At 59.3% G+C, this 13,708-nt stretch carries 10 protein-coding genes; 7 read left to right on the forward strand and 3 right to left on the reverse strand.

Annotation, left to right across the window (positions count from 1 at the left end; translation table 11 throughout):
• Window positions 1-50: 50 nt before the first annotated feature.
• The 3 genes from AA0535_RS06690 to AA0535_RS06700 form a co-directional block, all read right to left on the reverse strand.
• On the reverse strand, window positions 51-2,612 hold the full coding sequence (locus AA0535_RS06690) for an HWE histidine kinase domain-containing protein (RefSeq protein ID WP_264815159.1): 2,562 nt from the start codon (window positions 2,610-2,612) through the stop codon (window positions 51-53).
• The gene (locus tag AA0535_RS06695) at window positions 2,605-3,180 is read right to left on the reverse strand and encodes a biliverdin-producing heme oxygenase (RefSeq protein ID WP_264815161.1); all 576 of its coding nucleotides are present in this window, start codon (window positions 3,178-3,180) and stop codon (window positions 2,605-2,607) included. The genes AA0535_RS06690 and AA0535_RS06695 overlap by 8 nt, the downstream gene beginning before the upstream one ends.
• 436 nt (window positions 3,181-3,616) lie before the next feature.
• Window positions 3,617-4,588 carry a 3-hydroxyacyl-CoA dehydrogenase family protein gene (locus tag AA0535_RS06700; protein WP_264815162.1) on the reverse strand — a complete coding sequence of 324 codons (972 nt, stop codon included), beginning with the start codon at window positions 4,586-4,588 and terminating at the stop codon, window positions 3,617-3,619.
• Between the two features lie 145 nt (window positions 4,589-4,733).
• Between AA0535_RS06700 and AA0535_RS06705 the strand changes: the two genes are divergently transcribed.
• The 7 genes from AA0535_RS06705 to AA0535_RS06735 all read left to right on the forward strand — a co-directional run bounded on the left by AA0535_RS06705 (window position 4,734) and on the right by AA0535_RS06735 (window position 12,964).
• The gene (locus AA0535_RS06705; RefSeq protein ID WP_264815163.1) at window positions 4,734-5,705 is read left to right on the forward strand and encodes a LysR family transcriptional regulator; all 972 of its coding nucleotides are present in this window, start codon (window positions 4,734-4,736) and stop codon (window positions 5,703-5,705) included.
• A 152-nt stretch (window positions 5,706-5,857) separates the two neighbouring features.
• Window positions 5,858-6,811, forward strand: a complete 954-nt coding sequence (locus tag AA0535_RS06710; RefSeq protein WP_264815164.1) for a LysR family transcriptional regulator — start codon at window positions 5,858-5,860, stop codon at window positions 6,809-6,811.
• A 71-nt stretch (window positions 6,812-6,882) separates the two neighbouring features.
• The gene (denD, locus tag AA0535_RS06715; RefSeq protein ID WP_264815165.1) at window positions 6,883-7,869 is read left to right on the forward strand and encodes a D-erythronate dehydrogenase; all 987 of its coding nucleotides are present in this window, start codon (window positions 6,883-6,885) and stop codon (window positions 7,867-7,869) included.
• Between the two features lie 99 nt (window positions 7,870-7,968).
• Window positions 7,969-9,294, forward strand: a complete 1,326-nt coding sequence (locus tag AA0535_RS06720) for an MFS transporter (RefSeq protein ID WP_264815167.1) — start codon at window positions 7,969-7,971, stop codon at window positions 9,292-9,294.
• Window positions 9,295-9,377: 83 nt separating this feature from the next.
• Window positions 9,378-10,310, forward strand: a complete 933-nt coding sequence (locus AA0535_RS06725) for a sugar phosphate isomerase/epimerase family protein (RefSeq protein WP_264815168.1) — start codon at window positions 9,378-9,380, stop codon at window positions 10,308-10,310.
• A gap of 186 nt (window positions 10,311-10,496) precedes the next feature.
• A complete protein-coding gene (locus AA0535_RS06730) occupies window positions 10,497-11,807 on the forward strand; it encodes an MFS transporter (protein WP_264815169.1) in 1,311 nt (436 codons plus the stop codon).
• Window positions 11,801-12,964: an alpha-hydroxy acid oxidase gene (locus tag AA0535_RS06735; RefSeq protein ID WP_264815170.1), complete on the forward strand. Its 1,164-nt coding sequence runs from the start codon at window positions 11,801-11,803 to the stop codon at window positions 12,962-12,964. The genes AA0535_RS06730 and AA0535_RS06735 overlap by 7 nt, the downstream gene beginning before the upstream one ends.
• Window positions 12,965-13,708 lie beyond the last annotated feature (744 nt).

Here is a 13,708-nt window from a genome sequence, read left to right on the forward strand (position 1 = left end):
GAGCCCGTGCCCGCGCACCCGGTCAAACTAGCTGCCGGCCCCCTCAGAGTTTACCCTTCGGGGAGAACTTTCAGCAGCTCCTGAACCGCATTCTTGATCGAATACGGCTTGCGGAGAACAGGCACATCCTGAAATTCCTTCGGGATCATCGTCCGGTCCGCATAGCCCGTCGCGAAAAGGAACGGGATCCCCTTTTTGCGCAGCATCGTGGCAACCTCGTGGGAGCTTTCCTTCCCGAGATTGAAGTCCAAAAGGGCGACATCCGGGGCCTGTTCGCGGATCGCTTGAAGCGCCTCATAGACCGAGGAGACCGTGCGGATATGGCGCACCCCGTAAGCGCTCAACGCCTGCTCGGTCTCCATGGCAATCAGGAGTTGATCCTCGACAAGCAATACATGCGCGGCATGCAGCAGGTCGGATTGAGCCGCCGTCGCAGCGGGCAGTTCCTCGATATCGTTCACCGTCGCTGTCTCAGAGACAAGTACGGCATGACGGACAGGAAAACTCAGCCTGATGAAGAGGCCCTCAGGCCGGAATTCACGCATTGAGGTGCCCCCCAGCTCATGGGGAATGGCACGCTCGAGCAGGATGGAGCCGAAGCCATTGCCCTGTGGTGGCTTGACCGCCGGACCGCCTGTTTCGGTCCACTCGAGCACCCAGTTGCCTTCCTCCTCGTTGAGGAACCAGCAGATACGCAAATGGCCGGCGGGCACAGACAAGGCGCCGTATTTTGCAGCATTGGTCGCCAGCTCGTGCAAGGTCAGGGCCGCGACCGACAGGGCTGGCCCTGAAAGCCAGAGATGAGGCCCTTCCAGCGTCACAGCGGAAGGCTGATGACGATAGGGTTCGAGCTCGGCTTCCAGCAGCGTGCGCAGCAAGCCACCGCCATCGGTGCGCGCCACCTGGTCATGGGCGCTGGCAAGCGCCTTGATACGGCCGCGCAGGATCTCGACATATTCCTCGATCGTGCGGTCTTTAGCGACAGGACGTCCGATCAGGGACTGCACCACGGCGAGGATATTCTTGACGCGGTGATTGAGTTCCTCATTGAGCATACGCTGACGCAGATCTGCATCGGCGCGCTCCGAGAGTTGCTGCTGGTGATATACCCCCATCACCTCGATCAGGGCTGAACGCAGTTGTCCCGCGGCCTCGATATCGAAGCTCGACCAGGGAAGGCAGCGCTCATGCACCTGCTCTTTCCAGATGGCAAAGCTCTGGCGCGGTGTCAGACGCGGGCCGTGCGGACCGTGCTCGTAGGTTTTCTGCGGATCGCCACCCCAGTTGATTGTCTGGACAATCTCGCGGCGGAACAGGAAGACATAATTTTCCGGCTGCGGCGAAATCGGAATGATCAGCACCCCGGCGACATGGGCCGTATGGGAGGCAATCCAGGGATGATCCTTGACGAGATGATCCGATTGCCAGATCTGCGTTCCGGCTTTCTTGAGGGCCAGCTCGACGAATTCGTTCTGGACGTCTTTTGGCGCAGAGATACCATGGCCGGTCCACTCGCCATCGATCCAGATGGCGATCCCATCCGACTGGATCAAAGGAGCCAGACGACTGATCTGGCCACGCAGATAGGCAGGCATGTCCGATACCGATGCTGCATTACGCAACACGCTTTCGATCAGGCCATGGGTGCGCTCAGCCACCTGCAAGCGGGTGGTCTTGAGGATGACGATGACCTGAAGCGCGAAAAACTCCGCGAACATCTGCACGACAGCACGCTCGGCGATCGGGAGAACGCGCGGCGCGTAGTGATGACACGCAATCATGCCCCATAGCGCGCCATCGATGACAATCGAGATCGACATCGAGGCGCGGACGCCCATATTGGTCAAATATTCGCAATGGATCGGTGAGACACTGCGCAGCTGGCCCAGCGACATATCGAGCGGTGCCAGCCCCTCGCCTTCCACGATCGGCACGGGTGTGAATTTCACATCTCCGATCATGCGTATGGGAGAGCGACGATAGAGTTCACGCGCCTGCGCGGGAATATCGGCGCTGGGGAAATGCTGCCCGAGAAAACTCTCGAGGGAGAGGGCGCGCGCTTCTGACACGACCTTGCCGGACCAGTCATCGGCAAAGCGATAGACCATGACACGATCATATTCGAGCAGACCGCGCATCAGCATGGTCACAACATCGAACAGACGGGTGATATCCGTCGTCTTGCGCACGCGATCCATCATGCCGTGCAACTGGGTCAGAAACTTCGTTGCACGTTGGGTTGGCGCCGCAGGCTCGCATTCGAGCACGACCTCACCATTGACGATATGAACGGCAAGATCGAAGCACAGATCCTGCCCGTCATGCTTCGCCAATGTCTGATTCAGCAGAAAGACCGGCCGGCGTTGCGTCACGCTCAGGGTCAGGCCATTGCGGATGTCATGAATGACATCGGCACCGAACAGGGCGATGAGATCCGCCCCGACCTTCAGTCCCTCATGCTGGAGCATGGCAGGGGCATTGGCCGAATGACGCAGCACGGTGAAATCGCTGATCGTGCAGGTCAGCAGACAGCCGTGGGGCTGGATACTGCCTGGAATATGGATCGGCTCGCGATCGCAACTCGTCAGGTCGACCTGACCGAACTCAGCCATGAACTTCTTCCTCAGCACGATCTACCAGCGTCACGGCTTCACGTGCATGCCGGAACAGCGTCGAAGCAGCAGATCCCGCCTCTTCTTCATCGAATTCAGGGGATTTCTCCAGCAACAGCAGGAAATCTCTCCAGTTGTCAGGGCTTGAAGTCTGATGCGACAGGTGACTGGCTCCATTCGAGCCATCGTAGCCCAGAGCGGCGGCCCTGCGGGCGATAAGTCGCGCACCCAGCGCCGACCCCTCAAGGGTATAAAGCATGCCAAGCAATTCGGATTCAGTGCCTGGTCGCTGGATCGGCGGCATGACCGGCGCGGCGAGGCCGAGAACCTCGAGATCCTTCTCGAGTTCCGCAGAGGTTGCGACCGGGCGCCATCCCCCGAACCATTCAGGGTAGTCATGTCCTGCGAGAGCATGCTCCGCTGCAAAGCGGAACGCTGCAATAGCTTTCAGATAGCGCTCATAATCTTGAGCCGAGCCCAGATCACCCATGGAATGATCGAGTTGCTCATGGGCCTCGTGAACACGTCTGCGCAATGTGGCGCGGCGGGAAGGTTCGGCCTTCAGCACGACAATCCGAGCAGGGACATCCGTCCAGACATGTTTTACCGGTCCTGTTCCACAAGCGTGAATGACAAACCATTTAAATCACTCACCCGTGGGATGTAAACTCCAAGTTTTTATCATAATAAATTAAATGATTTTTACGGCACATCTGGAAGTATAAGATTAAATATGGATAGAAGCCGTAAATATTTCATTATTGACAGTGGATACCCACCCATAATTCGGGCAACCCTCCCTGCCCGAGGGCAAAACTATAGGATCACTGTAGTTACTGATAGTACGATTTCCTCGCTGAACCGTCGCGAAGCGATGTAACATTCGATAATGCATCACACGGGGAAAAATTTTCTACTTCCGGGGCGAGTGCTCATTATGTTCTCGCCCCGCACAGTGCCGTCTTCTCATGCGGATCGGCTACTCCGGCCGATGACTCGGTCAGTCACTTCTTCTCGAGGGGGGAGGGACCGAGTTCGCGCAGCAGCTCTGCCATTTTGGCATAAGCCTTGTTGCGATAGGCCACGAGTGAAGCCGCCTCCTCCGGCGTGTATTGCCCGTAATATCCGGCACCATTCTTCACGCCATGTTTCCCCTCGGCTACGAGGCGCTTGACCGTCTCCGGGCATGACATACGCTCACCAAAGGCGTTCTCAGCCGTGACAAAACCGTTCACATACACCTCAAGACCCGCCATGTCGGCAATCGCGAACGGCCCGAAAAAGGGCAGACGGAAACCGAATGTGGAGCGGACAATCGTGTCGACATCCTGCGGGGTGGCAATCCCCTCCTCCACGATGGTGTTCGCTTCCTTGAACAGCACATATTGCAGACGGTTCAGCACGAAGGTCGGACGGTCAGCCACCTCGGCGGACTGACGGTTCACCCGGCCCAGCATCTCCTTGACCGTGGCGACCACATCCTTGGTCGTCTCGACACCCGAAACAAGTTCCACACCGGGAATGAACGGTGCCGGGTTGCTGAAATGCACGGTCAGAAATCGGTCTTTCCCCGTCACGAAGGGGGCTAGCACGGAAACCGGAATGGTGGACGTGTTGGTGCCGATGATGGCGTCCGGCCGCGCATTGGCACTGATCCGGCCGAGCACATCCTTCTTCACATCCTCACGCTCGAACACGGCCTCTTCGATGAAATCGACATCGCGCACGGCTTCCTCGATCGAGGGCGCCGTGGTGAGATTGGTCATGATGCGATCGAAACTCCCCGGCACGATCAGACCCTGATCCTCGAATGCGCGCGCTTCGCCCAGCAGGCGTTCCAGAGCGCGCTGTGTGGCCTCAGGTGAGATATCTGCAAGAGTCACACGCATACCGGCCGCCGCCATGCTCTGCGCAATTCCGCCACCCATATAGCCAGCTCCAATAACGGCGGCGCTTCTGATGGTCTGGACTGCCATAATCATTCCCCTCACGATCATTTTGATGGACGCTGAAAACGGGATGTTCCAGCGATGTCGTGGGCGAAGAAATATTCACCCGGAAAGGGGAGCGTCCAATACTCGTATCAGCGCGATCCATAACCGTTCGAATATGAAACCGATCATGTCGCAATCCCATCTTGGCCCCTTCTGGTTCATCGCCTCCCGGCTCAAGCTCCGTCACCTCCAGCTTCTCGCGGCATTCTCGCGTCATCCCACCCTGCTCGCTGCCGCGGAGAGTCTTGGCATGGCTCAGCCTGCCGCCTCGAAGCTGATCGGCGATCTCGAGGAGTTGATGAAAATCAGGCTCTTCCGGCTGGAGGGGCGTCGCATGATCCCGACTTATGCCGGTGACGTCCTGACACGCCACGCGCTGGTCATGCTCGATGAACTCGAGCGCACACGTGTCGAATTGAATGCCCTGGTGGATGGGCGCATCGGCCATGTGTCCATCGGGGCCATTGACGGCCCGGTCATCCAGTCCCTGTCCGAAATGCTGCGGATCGCCCAGGAGGATTATCCCGAGATCGAGCTCGAAATACGCAGCGGGCCGAGCGACACATTGTTCCAGATGCTGGTCGACGGGCAGATCGATATCATGCTCGGGCGCCGCCCTGTCATCCCCTCGCCCCATCCGGTTGCGTATGAGGAGATTGCGAACGAAAACCTCGTTGTCGCCGCGGCGCCGGATCATCCCCTGGCCCAGAATGGCCCTCTCACGCTCGAAACCCTCGCGACCTATCCCTGGATCCTGCAGCGGCGCGGGAGTCGGTCGCGTCAGAGGCTGGAAGAACTCCTGCAGGAGCAGGATCTCCCTCTCCCGACCCGGGTCGTCTCATCCGATTCCTGGATGATGACGCTGGCCTATATCACCCGCACCAGAGCCCTGACCCTGCTCTCTGCACCGGCAGCCGCCATGCAATGCGCCATTGGCCAGATCGCCATACTTCCGATCAATTTTACCCTGGATGTCGCTCCATGGGGCGTCATGACAACCCGGGATCGCGCCCAGACGCCTGCGGCACTGACAATCCTTTCCCTGCTGCGACGCTGTATCGCCCTGCCGGATGAACACCCTGCCGCGCCGGATACCTGACCGTCCGGGAATCATTTCGGCCTCTAGAGCGAGGATCAACCCCGTCACCGATCCCTCGTCGGACATCACGCCACGCTGCCCGGCCCTGCGAAGATAGCGCGGCGTGACCCTGTTATCAGGCCTTTTACCTTGGTCTCACTGGAATATCCCGCATGACGGCCCATTCTCTCATTAACCGGCTCAAGCTCAGGCATTTGCGCCTCATCCTCGAGCTCGAGGCGACCAATAATCTTCATCGCGCGGCTGAGCGCATGAACCTCTCGCAGCCATCCGTGTCCAAACTTCTTCAGGAGGTCGAGCACGCTCTGAACACGCGGCTTTTCGAAAGATCTTCCCAGGGCGTGTTTCCTACCCCCAGCGGTGTCCTTGCGGCACGTCATGCGCGACTGATGCTGAACGATATCGACCGCCTGCAACTGGACATGAACGCGATGCAGGAAGGGACCTATGGCACGGTACGGGTGGGATCCATCGTCGCAGCCTTGCCGGATCTGGTTTCTCCCGTCTTTGCCGGGATTGCCCACTCGCAGCCGGGAATCAGCCTGTCGCTCACCATCGACACGAGCGATGCCCTGCTGCTCGGCATGGAATCAGGGCGCCTCGATTTCGTAATCGGCCGCGCACTGGGGCTTCATGGGCCCACCGCTCTCGATTGCCGCGACCTGGCGCATGAGCCGCTGTGTGTGGTGACAAGCCGGCATAATCCTATAGAGGATCCCGGTACGCTGACCCTGCAGGACGTGGCGGGCGAAAAATGGATCCTGCAAACCGCCCCCAGCCCGATGCGACGGGCAATCGAAGCAGCATTCACCACGGCACTCATGCCCCTGCCAGCCCATCCCATCGAAGCCTCATCGATGTTCGCGACGATCGATCTCCTGCTTCACTCACGGCTCCTGGCGGTAATCCCGTGCAGCGTCAGTCAACATTACGAACGAGCCGGACTGATCCGGCGGCTATCGGTCACCATGCCGGATTTTCTCGGGCATTACTCTCTGATCAGCCTGCCCGGTCGCCCCCTGACGCCCGCGGCACAGCTGGTTTTCAGCGCCATTGAGGAGGAGGCGATCGGGAATTCCGATCGGGCGGTTCAATCTTGCATCTAGCGCCTCATTAACTTTGAGATAGGTTTCGTTCATCCAACTCTCGGGCTTGACCGACAGGAAAGGTGACGTGAATGCATATCCTCGTGATCGGCGCTGCCGGTATGATCGGCCGCAAATTCGCCGAGAGCCTTGTCAGATCCCCACTTCCCGGAGCCCCGGCCCTCAGCCGACTGACTTTGGCCGATGTGGTGGCACCGGCCGTCCCGGACGGCCTCAGCACCCCGTGCGAGACGATGACCTGCGACCTGACCCAGCCCGGTGCGGCTGAGCGGCTGATCAACGGACAGCCCGATATCATTCTCCATCTTGCGGCCATCGTTTCCGGCGAAGCTGAAGCCGATTTCGACAAAGGGTATGCTGTCAATCTGGATGGGACACGCAGCCTCTTCGAGGCTATCCGCCACCAAGGGCTTCGTAATGGCTGGAAACCCCGCGTCGTCTTTGCATCGTCGAACGCCGTCTTCGGTGGGGATTTCCCCGATATCATTCCTGATGACTACATTCTCACGCCTCAAACCAGCTATGGAACCCAGAAGGCCATCGGCGAGCTCCTCCTGGCCGATTACAGACGCCGGGGAATATTCGACGGGATCGGCCTGCGCCTGCCGACGATATGCGTGCGACCCGGCAAGCCGAACCGGGCTGCCTCAGGCTTCTTCTCTGGCATCATCCGTGAGCCGCTCGTCGGGCTGGAGGCCATATTACCCGTCCCTGAAACGACACGTCACTGGATGACAAGCCCACGCTCAGCCGTTCAGTTCCTGCGTCACGCCGCCACACTCGATCTCGATCGTCTGGGCGAGCGCCCCAACCTTTCCATGCCTGCTCTCTCGGTCACGGTTGGCGAACAGATCGAAGCCTTGCGCCGCATCGCTGGCGACAAGGCTGTGGCCCTGATACGGCACGCGCCGGACGAGGCCGTTGCCAGGATTGTGGCAGGATGGGCGCGCGGCTTCGATCCTCAACGGGCCCTCTCGCTGGGCTTCACCACCGAGCAGAGCTTCGATGCGATCATTCAGGCTCATATCGAGGACGAACTCGACGGACACATCGCCTGACCGCCATCCCTGCCCTAATCCCGACAGTCTGATCGCCCGTGATCCCCGCAGCAGACTGTCGGGGCCGGCGTGAGGAGCCCCAGTATCATGATTCCTGACATGACATCCCCTCCGGCCGATGACGGCGTGAACGACCGGCTCAGGGCAAGCGCGACCGGCAAGGCCTTTGCCAAGCTGCTACCCTTTCTGATCCTGATGTATATCGTGGCCTTCCTGGACCGATCGAATATCGGGTCGGCCAAACAGGCTCTCCATACCGATGTCGGTGTTTCCGACGCGATGTTCGCCTTTGGCGCGGGCGTCTTTTTTGTCGGTTATGCCCTGTTCGAGATCCCCAGTAATCTCATTCTCTACCGTGTGGGCGCCCGACGGTGGATGGCACGGATCATGGTGACCTGGGGCGTTGTCTCAGCCGCCATGATGTTCACTCAGGGCAATCTCTCTTTCGTCCTGCTGCGGACACTCCTCGGCGTGGCGGAGGCAGGGTTTTTCCCTGGCATCATGCTCTATCTGACGTTCTGGTTTCCCGAGAAAGAGCGCACCCGCGTACTGGGCGTGTTCTACTTCGGTTATCCGCTCGCCATGACATTCGGCAATCCTCTATCGGGTGCGCTGTTCAACCTTGATGGTCTTTTCGGCCTTGCGGGCTGGCAATGGATGTTCCTCCTTGAGGGCGGCCTGGCCGTAGCCATGGGAATTGCCACCTGGTTCGTCCTCCCTGACAAGCCTCAGGATGTCGACTGGCTCTCAGACGACGAGAAATCGACCCTCTCGACGATTCTCGACCGTGAATCCCAGGCCAAGGCGGGGGCGGGACAACACGGTGCCAGCCTCGGCGCCCTCTTGCACTCCACCAAGCTTCTGCAATTCCTTGCTCTTTACATGGTCATGCAGGTGGCGAGCTATGGCGTGGTCTTCTATCTGCCCGAGCAGGTCTCCCTGATCCTGCACGAGAAAATCGGCTTTCGCGTCGGTCTCGTCAGCGGCATTCCCTGGGCCTTCGCCATTCTCTCGACATTCGTGATTACCCGATTCGTCCAGAAGTATGACGCACCCCGCCTCGGATTACTGGTCTGCCTCTCTGCGGCGGCAATCGGTCTATTTGTCTCAAGTTCTCATTCGGGACCCATCGCCATCATCGGTCTGTGTATCGCCGCTGCCGGGGTGGTCACGGTTCAGGCCGTCTTCTGGAATTTTCCGCTCGCCCATTTCACCGGGGTCCAGGCTGCTGGTGCAATCGCCTTGATCAACGCCCTCGGCAATCTCGGTGGATTTGCCGCGCCGAATATCCGGAGTTTCGCCTCCCATATCTGGGAAACGCCGGTCGCAGGGCTCTACGCGGTTGCCCTCTCAGGGCTCATCGGGCTGGCCATCGCATCGTTCCTGCCCCGTACAAATCATGTGACCCACCGCCCTGCCCATTGACCCAAAAGCTGACCCGCCCTTTGGGCGCTTCGGCTCGGTGCTCTTCTTTTCCTGTTCCCGACTCTCAATCGAAGGAGACAGAAATGTCCACATCTCTCAATCGCACCAACTGGCCGATTGCGGCCGCGATGATCCAGTATGCCAATATGCTCCCCGACGGCACGAGCGTTCAGGATCAGACCCCGGAGCAATGGGCGGCGACGCTCGCTGAGGTGACAGATGCCGGTTTCACTGAAATCGATCCGACAGATTCCTGGATACGCCTCGCCGATCTCCCTCAATCGCGCCTCGCCGTTTTTGCCGATCTCGTCAAGGAAGCGGGCCTGACCATGCCGGGTCTGTCGACCGCACGTCGTTCGGTCATCGACCCGGAACAGGCGGATGAGAATCTCGCTTACAGCCACAAGGTGATCGATACGGCGGCCCGCCTGGGCATTCCGGAGGTGTCTTTTGGCCTGTTCTATCCTCTGACCGCGCCTCAGAAAGCGGCTCTGTGGTTCTGGACAGCGCAGGGCACGGTCAATCCTGACGATCCCGGCACGTGGAAGATGGCCGTGGACCGTATTCGCGAGTTGGCACGCCATGCGCAGGAAGTCGGAATCGGCCTCTCTCTCGAGATGTACGAAGACACTTATCTTGGCACGGCTGACAGTGCGGTGCGCTTCGTTCAGGATGTCGACCACCCTTCAGTCGGAATCAATGCCGATCTGGGTAATCTTGTACGACTGCACCGCCCCGTGGAACACTGGGCATCGATGATGCAGAAGGTGGCACCGTTCACACGCTACTGGCATGTGAAGAACTACTTCCGCACGGAAGACGCCACGACGGGCATGGTGGTCACAGCACCGGCGCCCCTCGAATTCGGCGTGATCAGCTATCGCGCGGCCATCAAGATGGCCCTTGCGCACGGGTTCAAAAGCGCCTTCCTCGTTGAACATTATGGTGGCGACGGTCTGAGTGTCAGCGCGACGAACAGGGAATATTTGCGTCGCATCCTGCCCAAGGCCGGCTGACGCTCGCGACCCGCTCGATGCCCTCCTATCCCCCGTGCGGCGTGTTCCGGACGGGGGTCGTGCTCCCCGCGTCACGGATACCGGCTTCGATCCGTACCCTGCGTTTCGGCAGCCGGACCGGGGTGGTTCCTGTCTCATTCGCCGGTTTCCCGACCGGTCTCCCCTCCCCCAGATCGGAGAGAGATCATGCCCCGACTACGCTGGCTGATGATCATCCTCTGTTTTGCCGCCACCACCATCAATTACATTGACCGGGCGACGATAGCGATTGCCGCTCCTTTCATGGCCAGGGAACTGCATATCGATCCTGCCCTTCTCGGCGTGATCCTCGGCGGGTTCTTCTGGACCTATGCGTTCATGCAGCTTCCTTTTGGCATGATGGTCGATCGCTTCGGTGTCCGCGCGACCTATGCATTCGCCGTAACATGGTGGTCCGTCTGCACGGCTCTGACTGCGCTCGTTCGCGGTCCGCTCAGCATATTCGGTCTGCGTCTTGCTCTGGGCATTGGCGAGGCCGGGAGTTATCCCGCCAATGCCAAGGTCGCGTCACTCTGGTTCCCGAAATCGGAACGTGGCCTCGCCGCGGGCATATTCGATAGCGGTTCGCGCGCCGGCTCGGCAGTTTCGATGCCCCTGGTCGCTCTGCTGATCGCATGGCTGGGATGGCGTATGGCGTTCGTCGCGGCCGGAGCACTCGGCCTCGTCTGGGTCGCCATATGGTTTGCGCTCTATCATGATCCTGACCGCCACACAGGTGTCAGTGCCGAGGCTCTGGCGCGGTTGAGAGCCGCGCAGCCAGTCCGGCAACGTGCTGCGCCGGGTAGCTGGAGACGTCTCCTGCGCCACCGCACCGTCTGGGGCATGATGCTTGGCTTTTTTTGCGCCAATTTCGTCTTCTATTTCTTTGCGACCTGGTTCCCGAGCTATCTGGTATCCGCTCACGGCTTTTCGCTCCGGGATCTTGGTCTTATCGGCATGATTCCCGGCGTGATCGCCATCCCTGCGGCATGGCTCGGAGGGTGGACGTCCGATCGCCTGTATAGCCGGGGCTGGAGCCTTACCGCCGCTCGCAAGACATGCCTCGTGGGTGGGTTGCTACTCTCATCCGTCATCGCCCTCACTGCTTTTGTCAGCGCGACATGGCTTTGCATTTTGCTGCTTTCGGTCTCGTTCGGCGGTATTGCATTCACAGGCGCCAATATCTGGTCGCTTCTCGCCGATATCGCGCCCAGCCCCGATCTGGTGGCCACACTGGGCGGCATGCAAAACAGTGCTGCAAATATTGCTGGCATTGTCATCGCGAGCTTCACGGGTCTGATGGTCAGCCTCACCCATGGCTCCTTCCTGATTCCCCTCTGCGCCACGGGAATATTCGGGTTGCTCGGTGCCCTCTCCTATCTCTTCATTGTCGGGCCGATCGCGCCCCTGCCGATGGATGAGAACCGGGAATCACGCCGCCGCTCGCCCCTTGCTCCACGGACACAAAAGCCATGCTGAAACCCACATCGCGCGACCTGCGGAAGGTGCTCAATCTCAATGATTTCGAGCCTCTCGCGCGGCGGTTCCTGCCGCGTGCCATTCACGGCTATGTCGCAGGCGGCGCCGATGATGGCGCAACCGTGCAACACAATCTCGACGCCTTGTCGCGTTTGAAAATGATCCCCCGCGTCTTGCGGGATGTTTCGGCTTGCTCGCAACAGGTGACGCTGTTTGGAAAGCGCTATGCGAGCCCCTTCATGATTGCACCTATGGGTGCGTCGGCCGTGGTGGGACATGATGCGGATAATGCCATGGCACTTGCCGCAAAGGCCGCCAATATTCCTTATGTCCTGAGTGCGAATGCCATCACCTCCATTGAGGAGATTGGTCACCATTATCCGGGATGCTGGTTCGCCGGCTATCAGAAACCCGAGAAAGACAATATTGAGCGAATGCTGGATCGGGTCGGTGCCGCGGGTTTCTCCGCCTATATGCTGACAGCCGATGTCGCCGTGGGCTCTAATAGAGAGAATAACCAACGCAACGGGTACACGATGCCGTTCAGGCCCACCCCACGCCTCGTGGCCGACATGCTTTGCCACCCGTCATGGCTTTGCAGCACAGGATTAAGGACATTGCGACAGAGAGGAATTCCACGCATCAGCAATATCGACCCGGTGCGATGCCCTTCAATTTTCTCGCGTGAAATCAGTGCCGTAACAGGCTATCCGAGCTTCAGCTGGGAGCATGTCGAGATGTTACGCCGCCACTGGGACGGCCCCCTGATCATCAAAGGCATTCTCTCCCCGGATGACGCACGATTGGCTCGCGAGATGGGTGTCGACGGGATTGTGGTATCCAATCATGGCGGTCGACAGCTTGATTGCGCTGTCGCCCCGATCGACGTGTTGCCCGCGATCAAGGATCAGAGCGGCGATATGGTAGTCCTCGTCGATAGCGGTTTCAGGCGGGGTACCGACATACTCAAGGCGCTCGCCTTGGGTGCTGACGCCGTCTTGGTCGGGCGCCCCTTTCTCTATGCGGCCTCGCTGGGCGGGGAGCCATATGTGCGTCACGCAATAGGCCTGCTCCAGCGCGAAATTCATACGGATATGAGCCTCGCGGGCGTGACAAACTGCGCTGCGCTTCAGCAGGAGACGTTCATGTATGGGTGAAGGCGCCACGATCTCGAATGTGCGTCAAATCCGTACCAGCAGGGATTGTCGAAAAAATCCTTGCGGCTAATCAACCCGGCTGAACGAAACAAGCGACCGGTCTCGTGACCTGAGTGACTCTATCAAAACCGTAACCATTTCTAAAACCCTAGATCGCCCCACTGGATTGGCGAAATGTGGCGACCGGATGCTGGAGTCCCATCGCCTCATTCATGTTCACGATCCACCGGCCGGCCGCTAGAGGTCAGACGAGCTCAAATCTCATGAGGCATTCCTGCGCACGTTCAAGGTCTGATTGCGATGTAGGGTATCTGGACTAGCGTGTTGATGACTAACTCACTGTAGTCTGGCTTTATCCCGCACAGTAGCGATCACGTAAGCGATCTAGCGCGTGGGTCTTTGACCCCGGCTCCTTGCGAGTTGCGTTCTGGTTTACGTCACGGTTTATCTGCGCACGTGGATCGCGTTTCCCCGCGTTCAGCCTTTGTACAACGAAGCACCGTAAGTTTTGTTTTCTTGCGAGATTTCGCGATGGGTATTGGAGACGCGATACGTGTTCTGGGGCGCACTTCGAGACGTTGGACATTAGCTTAGGGTTAGTGCCGGGGCCCTGGGTAGCTTTTGTGGCCTTCGCGGTGCCCGACGGTGCTGCATATAAGCTTGGGTGCGCCCACTCGTACGCCTGAGCACTACGCTGCTGCTGAGCGCTGCTGGGTCTATGTATGTGTGGGGATATGGTTGCGG

The organism is Asaia krungthepensis NRIC 0535 (assembly GCF_025995175.1).
Classification (GTDB): domain Bacteria; phylum Pseudomonadota; class Alphaproteobacteria; order Acetobacterales; family Acetobacteraceae; genus Asaia; species Asaia krungthepensis.

Coding starts and splice junctions, on each gene's coding strand:
- AA0535_RS06690 (WP_264815159.1), bottom strand. CDS start 2,612: ATGGCTGAGTTCGGTCAGGTCGACCTGACGAGTTGCGATCGCGAGCCG.
- AA0535_RS06700 (WP_264815162.1), bottom strand. CDS start 4,588: ATGGCAGTCCAGACCATCAGAAGCGCCGCCGTTATTGGAGCTGGCTAT.
- AA0535_RS06705 (WP_264815163.1), top strand. CDS start 4,734: ATGTCGCAATCCCATCTTGGCCCCTTCTGGTTCATCGCCTCCCGGCTC.
- AA0535_RS06710 (WP_264815164.1), top strand. CDS start 5,858: ATGACGGCCCATTCTCTCATTAACCGGCTCAAGCTCAGGCATTTGCGC.
- denD (WP_264815165.1), top strand. CDS start 6,883: ATGCATATCCTCGTGATCGGCGCTGCCGGTATGATCGGCCGCAAATTC.
- AA0535_RS06720 (WP_264815167.1), top strand. CDS start 7,969: ATGACATCCCCTCCGGCCGATGACGGCGTGAACGACCGGCTCAGGGCA.
- AA0535_RS06725 (WP_264815168.1), top strand. CDS start 9,378: ATGTCCACATCTCTCAATCGCACCAACTGGCCGATTGCGGCCGCGATG.
- AA0535_RS06730 (WP_264815169.1), top strand. CDS start 10,497: ATGCCCCGACTACGCTGGCTGATGATCATCCTCTGTTTTGCCGCCACC.
- AA0535_RS06735 (WP_264815170.1), top strand. CDS start 11,801: ATGCTGAAACCCACATCGCGCGACCTGCGGAAGGTGCTCAATCTCAAT.